Source organism: Arthrobacter sp. P1_B11, from assembly GCF_056406715.1.
Map to the genome: position 1 here is coordinate 48,651 of NZ_JBFTZQ010000004.1, position 15,549 is coordinate 64,199.

General features: G+C 66.7%; 18 protein-coding genes and 1 riboswitch. Of the genes, 1 reads left to right on the top strand and 17 read right to left on the bottom strand.

Annotated features, from left to right (window positions below; translation table 11 throughout):
* Positions 1–76: 76 nt before the first annotated feature.
* The 8 genes from lgt to hisI all read right to left on the bottom strand — a co-directional run bounded on the left by lgt (position 77) and on the right by hisI (position 7,723).
* A complete protein-coding gene (gene lgt / locus AC1D14_RS04700; RefSeq protein WP_476968135.1) occupies positions 77–1,456 on the bottom strand; it encodes a prolipoprotein diacylglyceryl transferase in 1,380 nt (459 codons plus the stop codon).
* Between the two features lie 9 nt (positions 1,457–1,465).
* Positions 1,466–2,254, bottom strand: a complete 789-nt coding sequence (trpA, locus tag AC1D14_RS04705) for a tryptophan synthase subunit alpha (protein ID WP_476968181.1) — start codon at positions 2,252–2,254, stop codon at positions 1,466–1,468.
* A gap of 11 nt (positions 2,255–2,265) precedes the next feature.
* Complete coding sequence (trpB, locus tag AC1D14_RS04710) at positions 2,266–3,594, bottom strand: tryptophan synthase subunit beta (RefSeq protein ID WP_230116782.1); 1,329 nt, start codon at positions 3,592–3,594, stop codon at positions 2,266–2,268.
* Between the two features lie 105 nt (positions 3,595–3,699).
* Positions 3,700–4,518 carry an indole-3-glycerol phosphate synthase TrpC gene (gene trpC / locus AC1D14_RS04715; RefSeq protein WP_230116649.1) on the bottom strand — a complete coding sequence of 273 codons (819 nt, stop codon included), beginning with the start codon at positions 4,516–4,518 and terminating at the stop codon, positions 3,700–3,702.
* A 2-nt stretch (positions 4,519–4,520) separates the two neighbouring features.
* A complete protein-coding gene (locus AC1D14_RS04720; protein WP_230116650.1) occupies positions 4,521–4,808 on the bottom strand; it encodes an HGxxPAAW family protein in 288 nt (95 codons plus the stop codon).
* A gap of 98 nt (positions 4,809–4,906) precedes the next feature.
* Positions 4,907–5,542, bottom strand: a complete 636-nt coding sequence (locus tag AC1D14_RS04725; protein WP_476968136.1) for a Trp biosynthesis-associated membrane protein — start codon at positions 5,540–5,542, stop codon at positions 4,907–4,909.
* Positions 5,542–7,212 carry an anthranilate synthase component I gene (locus AC1D14_RS04730; RefSeq protein ID WP_476881097.1) on the bottom strand — a complete coding sequence of 557 codons (1,671 nt, stop codon included), beginning with the start codon at positions 7,210–7,212 and terminating at the stop codon, positions 5,542–5,544. Before AC1D14_RS04730 ends, AC1D14_RS04725 begins: the two co-directional genes overlap by 1 nt.
* Positions 7,213–7,279: 67 nt before the next feature.
* The gene (hisI, locus tag AC1D14_RS04735) at positions 7,280–7,723 is read right to left on the bottom strand and encodes a phosphoribosyl-AMP cyclohydrolase (RefSeq protein WP_230116653.1); all 444 of its coding nucleotides are present in this window, start codon (positions 7,721–7,723) and stop codon (positions 7,280–7,282) included.
* Between the two features lie 112 nt (positions 7,724–7,835).
* Here hisI and AC1D14_RS04740 point away from each other — a divergent pair, with 112 nt between their 5' ends.
* Complete coding sequence (locus tag AC1D14_RS04740; RefSeq protein WP_230116654.1) at positions 7,836–8,480, top strand: TIGR03085 family metal-binding protein; 645 nt, start codon at positions 7,836–7,838, stop codon at positions 8,478–8,480.
* Between the two features lie 104 nt (positions 8,481–8,584).
* Here the strand turns inward: AC1D14_RS04740 and hisF are convergent, their stop codons facing one another.
* The 9 genes from hisF to rpe form a co-directional block, all read right to left on the bottom strand.
* On the bottom strand, positions 8,585–9,361 hold the full coding sequence (gene hisF / locus AC1D14_RS04745; protein WP_230116655.1) for an imidazole glycerol phosphate synthase subunit HisF: 777 nt from the start codon (positions 9,359–9,361) through the stop codon (positions 8,585–8,587).
* 60 nt (positions 9,362–9,421) lie between these two features.
* Entirely contained in the window at positions 9,422–10,282 is an 861-nt protein-coding gene (gene hisG, locus AC1D14_RS04750) for an ATP phosphoribosyltransferase (protein ID WP_230116656.1), read from the bottom strand.
* 59 nt (positions 10,283–10,341) lie between these two features.
* On the bottom strand, positions 10,342–10,605 hold the full coding sequence (locus AC1D14_RS04755) for a phosphoribosyl-ATP diphosphatase (RefSeq protein WP_476876018.1): 264 nt from the start codon (positions 10,603–10,605) through the stop codon (positions 10,342–10,344).
* 130 nt (positions 10,606–10,735) lie between these two features.
* Positions 10,736–11,218, bottom strand: coding sequence for a 6,7-dimethyl-8-ribityllumazine synthase (gene ribH / locus AC1D14_RS04760; protein ID WP_230116658.1), 483 nt, complete (start codon positions 11,216–11,218; stop codon positions 10,736–10,738).
* Positions 11,219–11,234: 16 nt separating this feature from the next.
* Complete coding sequence (gene ribA, locus AC1D14_RS04765) at positions 11,235–11,936, bottom strand: GTP cyclohydrolase II (RefSeq protein WP_230116659.1); 702 nt, start codon at positions 11,934–11,936, stop codon at positions 11,235–11,237.
* Positions 11,933–12,643, bottom strand: coding sequence for a 3,4-dihydroxy-2-butanone-4-phosphate synthase (ribB, locus tag AC1D14_RS04770; RefSeq protein ID WP_230116660.1), 711 nt, complete (start codon positions 12,641–12,643; stop codon positions 11,933–11,935). The genes ribA and ribB overlap by 4 nt, the downstream gene beginning before the upstream one ends.
* A complete protein-coding gene (locus AC1D14_RS04775) occupies positions 12,640–13,278 on the bottom strand; it encodes a riboflavin synthase (RefSeq protein ID WP_230116661.1) in 639 nt (212 codons plus the stop codon). Before AC1D14_RS04775 ends, ribB begins: the two co-directional genes overlap by 4 nt.
* Positions 13,278–14,393: a bifunctional diaminohydroxyphosphoribosylaminopyrimidine deaminase/5-amino-6-(5-phosphoribosylamino)uracil reductase RibD gene (gene ribD, locus AC1D14_RS04780; protein ID WP_230116783.1), complete on the bottom strand. Its 1,116-nt coding sequence runs from the start codon at positions 14,391–14,393 to the stop codon at positions 13,278–13,280. The genes AC1D14_RS04775 and ribD overlap by 1 nt, the downstream gene beginning before the upstream one ends.
* A 184-nt stretch (positions 14,394–14,577) precedes the next feature.
* Positions 14,578–14,724: riboswitch (FMN riboswitch) on the bottom strand.
* 155 nt (positions 14,725–14,879) lie between these two features.
* Complete coding sequence (gene rpe / locus AC1D14_RS04785) at positions 14,880–15,536, bottom strand: ribulose-phosphate 3-epimerase (protein ID WP_230116662.1); 657 nt, start codon at positions 15,534–15,536, stop codon at positions 14,880–14,882.
* Positions 15,537–15,549: the final 13 nt, after the last annotated feature.

Genomic DNA, 15,549 nt, shown 5'->3' on the forward strand with positions numbered 1-15,549 from the left:
GGGCCCTGATGCCACGACGCTGTGGTGTTGGGCGCTCCAAGCGGTGGCTCTGGCTGCCCTCGGTGCCGGCGCTGAACTAGCGGGTGCCGTCAGCTTTCGGCGCAGGTCCGGTGGCAGCAGCACCGGATTTTCCGGTGTCCGGCGAGTCCTTGGCGGACGTGTTGCCGCCAGTGGCTGCCGGCACTGCTTCCGTTGGGGCAGAAGCGTGGCCTGGACCGTTTTGGTTATCTGGGAGATTATCACGCGATTCACTATCTGAGACAACGGCGTCCGCATCACGGACGGTATCGGCTGCTGCACGACGGCCGCTTGCCTTCTCCGGCGAGGTCCCGCCGTCGTCCGTTTTCCCGGTGACAGCCGGCGCTACCGACGCACCGACCGTCTCTTTAGCGGGGCCCACGTCGCCGTCCGCCGTCTCGCCGACGGGTCTGTCACCGCCCGTTTCGTCGGCGGACTTGTCGCCGGCCGTTTTAACGGCGGCCTTGTCGCCGGCCGTTTCGACGGCGGACTCAGTGCCGGGCCCGGCAACGGGCTCACGGCCGGGGAGGTAGACGCTCTGCTGGTCGCCCTTCCTGCGCAGGCCCAGCACGATGAACACGGCCAGAGCAGCGATGAACACGAAGATGCTGGTCCAGACATTGAGCCGTGTGGTGATGCCGAAGAGGCTGATCTGTTCGGCATCATCGATGCGCATGGCTTCAATCCACACCCGGCCCAGTGTGTAGTACATGGCGTAGACCCAGAAGAGCCGGCCGCGGCGGAAGTGGAACCGCCGGTCCAGCGCCAGAAGGATGAGCACACCCACGAGGTTCCAGAGCGACTCGTACAGGAAGGTGGGGTGGAACAGCGTGTCCGCAGGGAATCCGGACGGGAAGTTGGGGTTGTCGGAGTCAACCTGGAGACCCCAGGGCAGCGTGGTGGGGCCGCCGAAGAGCTCCTGGTTGAAGTAGTTGCCCCAGCGGCCAACGGCCTGCGCGAGCAGCAGTCCCGGCGCCGCGGCGTCCAGGAACGCCGTGAGCTTGACGCCCGCCCGGCGGCAGCCGATCCAGGCGCCGAAGGCGCCCAGCACCACGGCACCCCAGATGCCCAGGCCGCCGCGCTGGATTTGCGGGATCAGGGACAGGTCCCCCGTGCCGTCAAAACCCGGCCCGAAGTAGGCGTCCGGGGAGGAGAACACGTGATAGAGCCGGCCGCCGATGATGCCGAACGGGATGGCCCAAATGACGATGTCCCACACGCTGCCTTCGGGAGCTCCGCGCTTTGCCCACCGCACCGACGTCAGCCACAGGCCGACGATGATGCCCGCGAGGATGCACAGGGCGTAGGCATGGATGCGCAGCGTGCCCCACGGCAGTGGAATGTCGAAGCCGGACCAGTCGGGGCTCGGAATGCTCGTCGGGACGAAGCCCGCCGGCACCATATTCGCCAGCGCGGCCGCGGAGTGGAACATCTGCATGATGGAGGGCTACTTCCTGGTCAGTCCGGCGCTAAGGTCTTTGGTCAGGCTGGCCACGGCGTCCACGCCGCCGTCGCTGATGGCGGACACGAGGGCTGTTCCCACGATCACACCGTCGGCATAGGCGGCAATTTCCGCCACCTGGTCCGCGTTCGATACGCCGAGGCCCACGCAAACACGCTCCGCGCCGGCCTCTTTGGCCGCGGCCACCACGCCCTTGGCTGCCGTGCTCACGGACGACCGGGCACCGGTGACACCCATGATGGAGACGGCGTAGACGAAACCCCGGCTGGCCTCGACGGTGCGCCGCATGCGCTCGGTCGAGGACGAGGGGGCCACAAGGAACACCCGGTCCAGCCCGTACTTGTCGGAGGCTTCCATCCAGTCCGCGGCTTCGTCCGGGATGAGGTCCGGAGTGATCAGGCCCGCTCCCCCGGCTTCGGCGAGGCGGCGGGAAAATTCGTCCACGCCCATCCGGATCACGGGGTTCCAGTAGGTCATAACCAGGACGGCAGCGTCGGTTTCGGCCGTGATGCCTGCCACGACGTCGAAGACCTGGCGGACGTGGAACCCGTTGGCGAGGGCTTCCGTGGTGGCGGCCTGGATGACCGGGCCGTCCATTACCGGATCCGAGTACGGAATGCCGATCTCGATGAGGTCAGCGCCGTTGCGTGCCAGGGCTATGCCGGCGGCGATGGTTTCCTCGACGCTGGGGTAGCCGGCGGGCAGGTAGCCGATGAGGGCCGCCCGTCCTTCCGCGCGGGCCTTGTCAATGGCGATTGCCGATTTGCTGGTCATCTGCGCGGTGCTCACAGCTGTTCCCCTTCCTTGCCGATAGCGGCCTCTGCGGAATCCTTCTCCAGGAGGTCGAACCATTCGGCTGCTGTTGCCACGTCCTTGTCGCCCCGGCCGGACAGGTTGACGATCACGATCTTGTCCGATGCGTTGCCCGCTGCGGCCTCCTCAGCGGCCAGCCGCTGCCCCACCTTGATGGCGCCGGCAAGGGCGTGCGAGGACTCGATGGCCGGAATGATGCCTTCGGTGCGGCACAGGAGCCGGAAGGCCTCCATGGCTTCGCTGTCCGTGATGGGCTCGTAGCTGACCCGTCCGATGTCGGCGAGGTACGAGTGCTCCGGGCCGACGCCCGGGTAGTCCAGTCCGGCGGAGATGGAGTGCGATTCGATAGTCTGGCCGTCGTCGTCCTGCATGAGGTACGACCGCGCACCGTGCAGCACGCCGGGCCGGCCGAGCGTGATGGTCGCCGCGTGGCGGCCGGTTTCCACGCCGTCGCCGCCGGCCTCGAAGCCGTAGATCTTAACGGAGGCGTCGTCGAGGAAGCCGTGGAAGATGCCGATGGCGTTGGAGCCGCCGCCGATGCAGGCGCAGACCGCGTCCGGCAGGCGGCCGGTCTGGTCGAGGATCTGCGCGCGGGCTTCCTCACCGATGACCTCGTGGAAGTAACGGACCATCGCGGGGAACGGGTGGGCGCCCGCTGCGGTGCCGAGCAGGTAGTGGGTGTTTCCGACGTTGGCCACCCAGTCGCGGAGCGCCTCGTTGATGGCGTCCTTGAGGGTCTGCGACCCGTTCGTGACAGGAATGACGGTGGCTCCCAGGAGCTCCATCCGGGCCACGTTCAAGGCCTGCCGGCGGCAGTCTTCCGCGCCCATGTAGACGACGCATTCCAAGCCCAGCAGCGCGGCGGCCGTGGCGCTGGCCACGCCGTGCTGGCCGGCACCGGTCTCGGCGATGACACGCGTCTTGCCCATGCGCTTGGCAAGCAGCGCCTGGCCCAGCACGTTGTTGATCTTGTGCGAGCCGGTGTGGTTGAGGTCTTCGCGCTTGAGGAAGATGCGCACTCCCCCGGCGTGCTCGGCGAACCGCTTGGCCTCGGTCAGAAGCGAGGGCCGCCCGGAATAGTTCTTGTTTAGATCGGCGATCTGCGCGGTGAATTCGGGGTCCGCCTTGGCTTTTTCGAACGTGTCTTCCAGTTCGTCCAGGGCCGCAATCAGTGATTCAGGCATCCATCGGCCCCCGTAGGAACCGAAGTAGGGTCCCGGGGCGTGGCGCAGCGATGCGCCTCCCTGCAGGAATGCGTCCACCGAGCCTTCGTCAGAGCCGGCTGTCGGCGCTTCGGCCATCAGTCTCACCATCCTGTTCACTTTTGACTAATTGATGTCAGGCGGCATCCGGTGTGCAGCCTATTGCGGGCTGTTTCCCGGATGGCGCCACGGTTAGGGCGAAGCTCAGACGCGGGCAGCGATCGCTGCTGCCCCGGCTGCGGCGAACTCCGCGATGCGTTCGCGCGGTGTGGCGTCACTGACGAGCGCCTCTCCCACGAGGATGGCGTTGGCGCCGTTTGCCGCGTAGTGGGCGACGTCGTCGGCTCCCCGCACGCCGGACTCCGCCACCACGACCGCGCCGGCCGGAATGCTTCCGGCCAGTGAGGCAAAAAGGGACCGGTCGACGTCGAGCGTCTTGAGGTTGCGCACGTTGACACCGATGATCCGGGCGTCGGCATCCACGGCCCGCTCGATCTCCTCCGGCGTGTGCGTCTCCACCAGGACATTCATGCCAAGTTCCCGGCTGAGCGCACTAAATTCACGCAGCTGCTGATCGGACAAAGCGGCCACGATCAGCAGGACAAGGTCCGCACCGTGGGCGCGTGCCTCCCAGATCTGGTACTCGTCCAGGGTGAAATCCTTGCGGAGCAGCGGGACGTCCACGCGGGCCCGGACCGCATCCAGGTCCGCCAGCGAGCCGTTGAAGCGGCGCTGTTCGGTCAGCACGCTGATCACGGCGGCGCCGCCGTCGGCATAAAGCGCCGCCAGCGAGGCCGGGTCCACGATGTTCGCGAGGTCGCCCTTTGACGGGCTGCGGCGCTTGATCTCGGCAATGACCTTGAGCTGATCGCGGGTGGCCGACGGCCCGTCGAGGGCTGCCCATGCGTCGCGCGCCGGAGCCGCTGCCAGGGCGCGGTCCTTGAGTTCCGCGAGGGACACGAGGCGCTTGCGGCCGTCCATGTCCTCCCTGACACCGGCATTGATGTCGTCGAGAACCGTCACGGTTAGTGGCCGGTGCCCTTGATCTTGCTGCCGCCCACGCCGTAGCCCGCCTTGCGCATGATGAAACCGGCCAGCAGGCCGAGCACCATGACCGCGGCACCTGCCACGAAGATGGGGGTGCTGGCGATGACAAACGCGATGGCGGCGATGAGGGCGCCGATCAGCATGACGATCACGCAGGTCCACGCGGCCGGGCTGTTGCCGTGGCCCAGGTCAATGCTGTGGTCGATGCCGTGGTGCGTCTTTCCGGGCGCCGCGGGCTTAGTACCGGAAACAGTGGCTTTGCTCATGTGAATCTCCTCAGGATCAATACTGCTTACATTCTGCCATTTTTTGGCGCGGCCTTAGTCATCGGCAGGCACGCCGCGTGGCTCCGTGACCATCCGGCTCAGGTGGGATCGTCGCCGCGCGAGAGCCGGTCCCAGCTGTCGATCTCGTCGACAGGGCCGGTCTGGGCGCCACGGCTGCCTGGTGCGGCGGTGTCGTACTTGGTCCGCACCTTCCAGCGCCGTCCCGCCGGGACAACCAGGAGCCCGCCAAGCGCGAGAAGGGAACCGGCGACGACGGCGAGGACGGGAAACGCCGTGACGCCCACCTCCGCGCTGCTCCCGCTGATGCCGGTGGCAGCGGCGATGGAACCCTGTGCGGCCGCCAGCGGGTCCGCGAGTACGGTCGCCGCAGCGGTGACGATCCCGACGGCCGCCAGCACGATGATGGCCGTAATGATCCAGCGGGCGATCCTGCCGGCGATGGACGCGGCGAGGCCGCCGGCCAGCGCGACGAGGGCAAGCGCGGTCACCGTGGTGGCTGCCTTGCTCCCCTGGACCTGGAGTCCGTTCTGTTCCGCGGCGCCCTGTCCCAGTTGCTGCGGGTCAAGATGGACAGTCAGCCAGGTCTGGGTGGTGGTGCCGAAGACCGCCAGCGCCAGTACGGCAATGAGCAGGACCACGGTGGATTTCCGCGCCCATGCCGGAGTGCTGCTGCGGGCTTTGGTCTTGGCGGCGGACTCTGCCGGAACCGCCATCAGGACTCTGTTCCGGCTTCTGCGCCGGCTTTCGGGCCGGTTTCCGTCCCGGCCGTCCGGCCGGTTTCCTTCCCCGCCTTCCGGCCGGTTTCCTTCCCGGCCTTCCGGCCGGTGGCGTCAGCCGCGGAGACAGAGTCCGGCGCGATGTTGTGCAGCGAGCCCGCCGTGTGGACTGCACGGAGCGGAGCGGCCGCCTTGTTGACAGTTTCCAGCGCCTCGGTGGGATTGACTGAGTCCGCCACGATGCCGCCGCCGGCCTGGACATAGGCCCGCCCTTCGCGCAGCAGCGCCGAGCGGATGGCAATGGCCATGTCCATGTCCCCGGCGAAGTCGAGGTATCCCACCACGCCGCCGTAGATTCCGCGCCGGTGCGGCTCAAGCTCATCGAGCAGGCGCAGGGCGCGGGGTTTCGGGGCGCCGGACAGTGTTCCGGCCGGGAAGGTTGCCTTCAGGACGTCGTACGCCTTCGCGGTGGGGGCGAGCCGTCCCACGACCGTGGAGACGAGGTGCATGATGTGGCTGAAGCGTTCCACCTCCATGAACTGCGTCACGTCCACGGACCCCGCCACGCAAACCTTGGAGAGGTCGTTTCTGGAGAGGTCCACCAGCATCAGGTGTTCCGCCCGTTCCTTTTCGTCCGCCAGGAGTTCTTCGGCGAGGGCCTTGTCCGTTTCCACGGTCTTGCCGCGCGGGCGGGACCCGGCAATGGGGTGCGTTATGACGTCGTCGCCGGTGACCGTCACCAACGCCTCGGGCGACGAACCGACGATCGAGTACTCCCGGCCGTCCGCGTCCTCGAGGCTGAAGATGTACATGTAGGGGCTCGGGTTCGTGTTGCGGAGCACCCGGTAGACGTCAAGCGGGGATGCGCCGCACTCCATCTCGAAGCGGCGGGAGATGACCACCTGGAAGACTTCCCCGTCAACGATCGCCTCCTTCCCGCGGTCCAGGGCAGCGAGGTAGGCAGGCTCGTCCCACCGTTCCTGGACACTGGACGCGAAGTCGAGGGCCGCGGGCTCCAGCACTGACACGGGCTGGGTCACGGGAGTACTGACGCGGGCCAGCAGTTCCTTCACGCGAGTGACGGCATCCTGCCAGGCTTCGTCTACGCGGTCGGGGCTGTTGTCGAAGTTGATCGCGTTCGCGATCAGCAGCACCGTGCCGTCCATGTTGTCGTGGACGGCCATGTCCGTGACGAGGTTCAGCGCCATTTCGGGCAGCTGAAGATCGTCTTCGGGAGGGCTGGTCAGCCTTTCCCAGTGCCGGACGGTCTCCCAGCCGAGGAAGCCCACAAGCCCCGAGGTGAACGGAGGCAGTCCGTCGAACCGGTCGGTGCGCAGGGCATCGATCGTGTCCCGGATGGCGTCGACCGGGTTGCCGTCAACGGGAACACCGGTGGGCGGTTGGCCAAGCCAGTGTGCCTGCCCGTCCTTGGTGGTCAGTGTGGCGCGGGACCGTGCGCCGATGAAGGAGTACCTGGACCAGGCGCCGCCGACGGCCGCCGATTCCATCAGGAAGGTGCCCGGCTGGCCCTGTGCCAGTTTCCGGTAGAGGCCGATGGGCGTTTCGGCGTCGGCCAGCACCTTGAGCCGGACAGGGATGACACGGCTGTGGCCGGCAAGTTCCCGGAATTCTTCCAGGCCCGGGCTGATGATTCCAAGGTCCTGCATGGCTATTGGTTCTCCGTCTGTTCTTGAGTTGTGCCTGATTCGATGGACCTGGTGAGTGCAACGCGGGCTATTCGGCCGTTCCGGTCACGACGTCGAGGCCGCGGCCGTCGAAGCACGTGCGTGTTCCGGTGTGGCAGGCTGCGCCGACCTGATCGACGCGCACGAGGAGGGCATCGCCGTCGCAGTCGAGGGCCACCGATTTGACCCACTGCACGTGGCCCGAGGTGTCTCCCTTGCGCCAGTACTCCTGGCGGGACCGGGAGTAGAAGGTCACCCGGCCGGTGGTCATCGTGCGGCTCAGGGCTTCGTCGTCCATCCAGCCGAGCATGAGCACCTCGTCGGTGTCGTGCTGCTGCACGATCGCGGCCACCAGTCCGGCGCCGTCCCGCTTCAGGGCAGCGGCGATTTCGGCGGGAAGCGGGCTTGCGGACGGGCGGTCGCCGGCAGCAGTGCCGACGGCGGCGGCAGGGGCTGAACCGGGTGTGGGGCTGGGGGCGGGCTGCTCAGACATCAGGTCAAGTCTAGTGCCTCACCACATGGCCCCGATCAGTGTGAAGAACAGCACAAATTGGCGAATCGATTCGCTGCGCAACTGCCCCGGCGACGTGCTAGTTTCACAAGTGATGCATTTCGTCGACCCGTCCCGAGAAGTCCTGGCCGAAACCCTGCTGGCGGCCGGCCCTGAGTCCCCCACGCTTTGCCGTGGCTGGAAGACCAGGGACCTGGCAGCACACCTGTATCTGCGCGAGCGGAAGGCCGCTGTGGGCCTCGGCCTGATCATCAAGGGCCTGTCCAGGGCTTCCGACAAAGCCACGGCCAAGCTGGCTTCGAAGCTCAAGACGGCCGACGATTACAGCAAACTGGTGAACTCGTTCCGCGCCGGACCGCCTGCTTTGTCGCCGATGAAGATCAAGGCGCTGGACGAAAGCTCCAACCTGATCGAATACTTCGTCCACACGGAGGACATTCGGCGTGCCGTGGACCGCTGGGCACCGCGTGCCCTCGACGAGGAGTATTCAGAGGCCCTGTGGGATGAACTCATCAAGCGGGCTGCCATCCTTTACCGCGGCGTGGACCTCGGCATCGTTCTCGTCCGGCCCTCCGGCCCCCGGCATGTCGCGAAACGCGCGCCGGTCTCCGTAGCCATCGTCGGCGAGCCCGGCGAACTGCTGATGCACGCCCACGGCCGCACCCGCCATGCTCTGGTGACCTTCGAGGGCCAGCCGGACGCCGTCGCGCTTCTTCAGTCAGCCGAAGTCGGGCTGTAAGTGTCACCGAGTTAGCCTGTCGAACCACCGCTGATTAAGCCTGCCGAAATCAGGTGTCAAAAGTCTGGTTTCGACAGGCTCAACCAGCTGGTCTGCCGGCTTTCCTAGCGGACTTCGAAACCGGCTTCGCGGATGGCCGCCTTGACCTGCGACATCATGTCGTCCGGGCCCCAGTGGAAGATCGAGGCGGCCAGCACGGCGTCCGCACCGGCCTCGACGGCGGGCGGGAAGTGCGCGGGTTCGCCGGCACCGCCGGAGGCGATGATGGGGACCCTGACGGCGGCCCTGACGAGCCGGATCAGCTCGAGGTCGAAGCCGTCCTTCGTGCCGTCGGCGTCGATCGAGTTGAGCAGGATTTCCCCGACTCCCCGGTCGGCAGCTTCCGTCGCCCAGGCGACGGCGTCGATTCCGGTGCCTTGGCGGCCGCCGTGGGTGGTGACTTCAAAGCCCGACGCCGTGGGCTCGGATCCGGGGCGGGTGCGCCGTGCGTCCACGGACAGCACCAGCACCTGGGAGCCAAAGTGCTTGGTGATTTCGTCGATGACGTCGGGGCGTGCCACGGCAGCGGTGTTGATGGACGCCTTGTCCGCACCGAAGCGGAGCAGCTTGTCCACTTCGGCAACCCCGCGGACGCCACCGCCCACGGTGAGCGGGATGAACACTTCCTCTGCGGTGCGCCGGACGACGTCGAACGTCGTTTCCCGGTTGCCCGACGACGCCGTCACGTCCAGGAAGGTGAGCTCGTCCGCGCCGGCGTTGTCGTAGCGGTGGGCCAGTTCGACGGGGTCTCCGGCGTCGCGGAGTCCTTCGAAGTTGATGCCCTTGACCACACGGCCGGCATCAACGTCCAGGCACGGAATGACGCGTACGGCTACAGCCATGACTTCTCCTGTTGTCCTGCAGAATGCTGTTAATGAAGGGCCCGCGTTTGCGGAGGCGGCTCAGATGCGGCAGGCGTGGATGCTGCTGACCAGGATGGCGCGGGCGCCGAGGTCGTACAGCTCGTCCATGATCCGGTTGGTTTCCTTCTTGGGGACCATGGAGCGGACGGCAACCCACTCGGAATCACGCAACGGCGAGACCGTGGGCGACTCAAGGCCGGGGGTGAGCGCGGCGGCTTCCTCTACGAGGTCCTTGCGGATGTCGTAATCCATGAGCACGTACTGGCGCGCCACCAGGACGCCCTGGAGGCGGCGGATCAGGACCTCGATCTCTTTCGAGGTGCCGTTCGCGGCGCCTCCCTGCCCGGTGCGGCGGATCAGGACGGCTTCGGACTTGAGAATGGGATCCCCGAAGATCTCCATGCCGGCGGCCTTGAGCGTGTTGCCGGTTTCGACGACGTCGGCGATCGCGTCCGCCACGCCGAGGCGGACAGAGGATTCCACGGCACCGTCGAGGCGGACGACTTTGGCCTTGATGCCGCGGTCTGCCAGGTAGTCGCGCAGCAGGCCGTCGTAGCTAGTGGCCAGCCGCTTGCCTTCGAGTTCGGACACGTCGGAGAAATCGCCTACCGGACCGGCGAAGCGGAAGGTGGACGCCGCGAATCCCAGCGGAAGCAGTTCCTCTGCCTCCACCTGTGCGTCCAGAAGGAGGTCGCGGCCGGTGATGCCGACGTCAAGCGTTCCCTGGCCCACGTACACGGCGATGTCCCGGGGGCGGAGGAAGAAGAATTCGATCTCGTTGTCAGGGTCCACCATGACCAGCTCGCGGGTATCGCGGCGCTGGCGGTAGCCCGCCTCGGAGAGCATCGCAGACGCGGCTTCGGACAGGGATCCCTTATTGGGTACAGCTACTCGCAGCATGGTAGGTCTTTCTGGGGTTGGAAGTTTTCAGTTCAGGCAAGCGGGCCACGCGGACGCGGCTACAGATGCTTGTAAACGTCTTCCAGGCTCAGGCCCTTGGCCAGCATCAGGACCTGCAGGTGGTACAGGAGCTGCGAGATCTCTTCGGCCGCGGCGTCGTCGGACTCGTACTCTGCCGCCATCCAGACTTCGGCGGCTTCCTCCACGACTTTCTTGCCAATGCCGTGGACTCCGGACTCCAATTCGGCGACGGTGCGGGAGCCCTCCGGACGGGTGGCTGCCTTCTCACTCAGTTCTGCGAACAGCGTCTCGAAATTCTTCACGCCCTCCAGACTACTTGCTCCGGGCCGGACCCCGCCTGTCGGGCCGTTGCATGACGGCGGGGATGTGAGCGAATACACACGCTGGGTGCGTCCGCCCCATCCCCGCTGTCTCGACTGGCCTTGCGGTTACTCAGTACTGCTTGAGCAGCAGCGCGGTGGTCAGCGCAGCTGTGACGGCCTCGTGGCCCTTGTCCTCCGAGGAGTCCGGCAGTCCCGCCCGGTCCAGGCCCTGCTCCTCGGTGTCGCAGGTCAGCACGCCGAACCCGACCGGAACGCCGGTGGTGACGCTGACGTCGGTGAGCCCTGACGTCGCCGCCTGGCAGACGTAGTCGAAGTGGGGCGTTCCGCCGCGGATGACGACGCCGAGGGCAACGACGGCGTCAAAATGCGGTGCCAGCCGCGCTGCGGCTACGGGAAGCTCAAAGCTGCCGGGCACCCGGAGAACGGTGGGTTCGCTGATGCCCGCGTCCTTGGCTGCGCGGAGCGCGCCGTCCAAGAGTCCGTCCATGATCTGGGTGTGCCAGCTGGCGGCCACGATGGCCAGCTTCAGCTGCGAGGTTTCCGCCGGGTTGAGGGTGGTGAGGTCGATCTGTGGTGCGCCGTGTCCGCTCATGGGTGGTGTTGATCCTTCAGTCTTGTTCGTGGTCAAAAGTGCCTGAGCCGTTGCCAGGTACAGTCGCGGCCTGCCCATCCAGGGTGAGCATGTGGTCCATCCGGTCCTTCTTGGTCTGAAGGTAGCGGATGTTCTGTTCCCGTGAGGGCACCTCGGTGGGAACCATCTCCACCACCTTGACGCCGGCCTTGGCCAGTCGGTTCTGCTTGTCCGGGTTGTTGCTCAGCAGCCTGATCTCGTGGAGTCCCATCTCGGCCAGGATCTGCGCTGCGGCGTTGTAGCACCTGGCGTCCACGGGCAGCCCGAGCTGCTCATTGGCCTCGACCGTATCGAAGCCGGCCTCCTGCAGGGCGTAAGCCTTGATCTTGTTGGCCAGTCCGATGCCGCGGCCCTCCTGGCCGCGCAGGTACAGGAGCGTACCGCCGTTTGCCTCGATCATTTCCAGGGCATAGGCGAGCTGCTCGCCGCAGTCGCAGCGGTAGGACCCGAAGACGTCGCCGGTGAGGCATTCGGAGTGCAGCCGGACGAGGGGAGCCTTGCCGTCCCTGGGAGGGTTGGGAGAGCTCACAGCGAGGTGCTCCGCGCCAGTGATCAGATCGGTCCAGGCCTGCGTCACGAGGTTCCCGAACGCCCCGGGCAGCTGCACCACAGGACCGCCGCTTACCGGATGCGGCACCCGGCCGTTGCTACTGGTCTCCGCTGCTTGAGTTGCGGTCATCGTCTTTCCCCTTCTCCGGCCGGACTGGCTTCCGGACTGCTCCCCTGTGAAGATACACGGTCGTTTACCTCAAGGTATGCCACGAGGTCCTCGATCGAAATCAAGGGGCAACCGTGTTCCGCGGCGAAAACCCGCAGGCCATCCAGCCGCATCATTTCACCGTCGTCGTACACAACTTCTGCGATCACGCCCACAGGCTCCAGTCCGGCGAGCCGGCACAAGTCCACGGCCGCTTCGGTGTGGCCGGGGCGTTCACGCACTCCCCCCTTAACGGCCCGCAGCGGGAAAATATGCCCGGGGCGTGTCAGCGACTCCGGTTGGCTGCCGGGGTCCGCGAGGACCCTGGCGGTCAGCGCCCGGTCCGTGGCAGAGATGCCCGTGCTGACGCCGGCGGCGGCATCACAGGAGACCGTGTATGCGGTGCCCTTCGCATCCTGGTTGACCTCCACCATGGGCGGCAGGTCCAGGGCATCCGCGCGGGGACCCGCGAGCGGAACACAGATGACGCCCGAGCTGTAACGGATGGTCCAGCCCATCAGGGCCGGGGTGGCGTGCTGGGCCGCGAAGATGATGTCGCCTTCGTTTTCGCGGTCCTCGTTGTCAACCACCAGCACGGGCCGGCCGGCCGCCATTGCCCGGACAGCGTCCCCGATCGGATCAAGCGTCAGTGTGCCGGTGGCAGCCGAATCGAGTTTTGCCGCGCTCACTTCTGGTCCTCCGTAACCGTTGCCGTGCCGCTGAACGCCAGCAGCCGTTCGGTGTACTTTGCCAGTACGTCCACTTCGAGGTTCACTTTTCCGCCGGCCGGCTTGGCGCCCAGTCCGGTGTCGGCCAGGGTGGTCGGGATAAGGCCCACCTCGAACCAGGGAGCGGTTTCCTGGGCCGGGCTGACAGCCGTGACCGTGAGGGAGACGCCGTCGATGGCGATGGATCCCTTCTCCGCGATGTAGCGCGCCAGCCGCAGCGGCACTCCGAACCGGAGCCGTTCCCAGTTCCCTTGGGCCTCGCGTTCGAGGAGTTCGCCGACCCCGTCCACATGGCCCTGGACCACATGGCCGTCAAGGCGGCCGCCTGCCGGCACGCAGCGTTCAAGGTTGACGGCGTCGCCCGCGGTGAGTTCGCCGATGGTGCTGCGGATGAGGGTCTCCCCCATGACGTCGACGCTGAAGTCCTTGCCGTCAATCTCGGTCGCGGTGAGGCAGACCCCGTTGACGGCGATCGAACCGCCCAGCGGCAAACCGTCGGCGGTGCCGGGGGCGTGCAGGCGCAACGTTGCGCTCACATCCCCATTACGGTCCACGGACAGGACCTTCCCCTGCTCGGCAATAATTCCGGTGAACATCAGTAGCCTCCCATGGCTGTGCCCGCTGCTGTGCGGGCAGGTAGTGAATTGGTTGACGTGGAGTGCGCCGCTGCCGGCGCAGGGCTTTGGGTGGCATGCGGTCCTGCCGGACCTTCCGGACGCAGGTGCAGCCGAAGGTCCCTGCCCAGCTTCTGGACTGCTCCGCCGGAGGCTGCATCCCATTCCCAGCGCTGGGCATCGGCAAGGGTGCCGATTCCGAGGCCGCTGAGCGCAGCGATTCCCGATCCGAGCAGCGTGGGCGCCAGGTACACGATCAGTTCGTCCACCAGGCCATCCGTCAGGAAGGCGCTCAGGATCTTGGATCCGCCCTCCACCATGACGTGACGCGCGCCTGCCGCAAACAGCAGGGACAGTGCCTCGCCGGGCTCACGGGTGGGCAAATGGAGGATTTTGCCGTCGTCGCCGCGCACGGCGGCGTCGTCGGGAACGTCGCGAAGACCCATCACGGCCCGCAGGGGCTGTTCGCCGGAGGCATCGCCGTTGGCATCCCTCGCCGTGAGCCGCGGGTTGTCCACGAGGACTGTCTGGGTGCCGACGAGGATGGCGTCGATCCGGCGCCGGATGGCGTGGTTGTCCGCCAGAGACTCCGGGCTGGAGATCCACTGGCTAGTGCCGTCTTCAGCAGCGATCCGGCTGTCCAGCGTCTGGGCGATGTGCAGTGTCACGAAGGGGCGCTTGGCCTCGACAGCCTGGAACCAGCGCCGGTTCAGCTCCAGCGCGCGGTCCGCTGCCAGTCCGCTCCGCACGCCGACCCCTGCGGAGCGCAGGGTGGCTGCCCCACCGGCCGCTGGATCGTGGGGGTCGTCGACGGCGTACACGACATTCGCTATTCCGGCATCAATGATCGCCTGCGCGCAGGGTCCCGTGCGTCCCACATGGTTGCAGGGTTCCAGGGTGACCACCATGGTGGATCCGCTGAGATCCACTCCTGTGCTGACCGCTGCCGCTATGGCGTCGGCCTCGGCGTGCGCCGTTCCGGCCCCGCGGTGGTAGCCGGTCACCAGGTGACGGCCGTCAGGGCCGACGACGACGGCACCCACCAGGGGGTTGGCGCCCCGCGGCCCCTGCAGGGCAGCTTCCAGGGCGATGTCCATGGCGGCGGTTTCGGCGGCGCTGAAAGCGTGGATCGGCTGGCCGCTCACGTGGAAACCGCCGGATCCGGCCACACGGTACGAATGTCCATGCGTCTGTGTCGTTCCTTCCCTCTCGAACCGCGATGGCTCCGGGGGTATACGACAGTGCAATGCTGCGGCGTCAGTAGACGCCACAGATACAGCCGTACGTGCTTCTCTCATCCAGACTTTAACTGTCGGTACCGGAATTTCACCAGTTCAACCGTCCGCCGGGCTTTCCGAGGAAAAACCGGCTCGCGGGTCGCGGACTGTCACCGCCGGTTCGGACTTACACCGACCCCGGAGCACGTATTGTGTGTTGCTATTCTGACACAACCCGGAGCATGCTCCGGGTATTCCCTGCCATGGACCGTCACGGAATCCGTAACGTCGGCAGCGCCCGGTGGACGCACGCCGAACCGCGTTGCCGTCCGGGCCCGCCGGCCAAAGCCGTCGAACACCGTCGAGCTAGAGCGAGCCGGCCTTTCGCAGGCGGTCGATGGCCCCGGCCGGATCAGCGGCGCCGTAGACGGCCGAGCCCGCGACGAAAACGTTCGCTCCGGCCTCAGCGGCACGGAGGATCGTCTCCTCGGTGATGCCGCCGTCAACCTGGAGCGCAACGTTCACGCCGGAGCCTTCGATGGCGGCGCGGGCGCGGCGGATCTTGGGAAGCGTGAGGTCCAGGAAAGCCTGGCCGCCGAATCCAGGTTCCACTGTCATGATCAGCAGCATGTCCAGTTCCGGGAGCATCTCCAGGTAGGGTTCCACCGCGGTGGCCGGCCGCAGTGCCAAGCCTGCTCTCGATCCGCGGGCGCGCAACTCCCGCGCCAGCTTAACCGGGGCGATGGACGCCTCCGCATGGAACGTCACGGAGGCGATGCCGGCATCCGCGTATTCCGGCGCCCAGCGGTCGGCGTCCGAAATCATCAGGTGCGCGTCCAGGGGAACCGGGCTGACCGCCTGAATCCGCTGCACCACCGGCAGCCCGATGGTCAGATTGGGGACAAAGTGGTTGTCCATCACGTCCACGTGCACCGAATCAGCGTTGCTGATTCTCTTCAACTCGGCTTCAAGGTTGACGAAGTCGGCGGAGAGGATGCTGGGGTTGATGCAGCACTGCGGCATGCGGGTCCTTTCG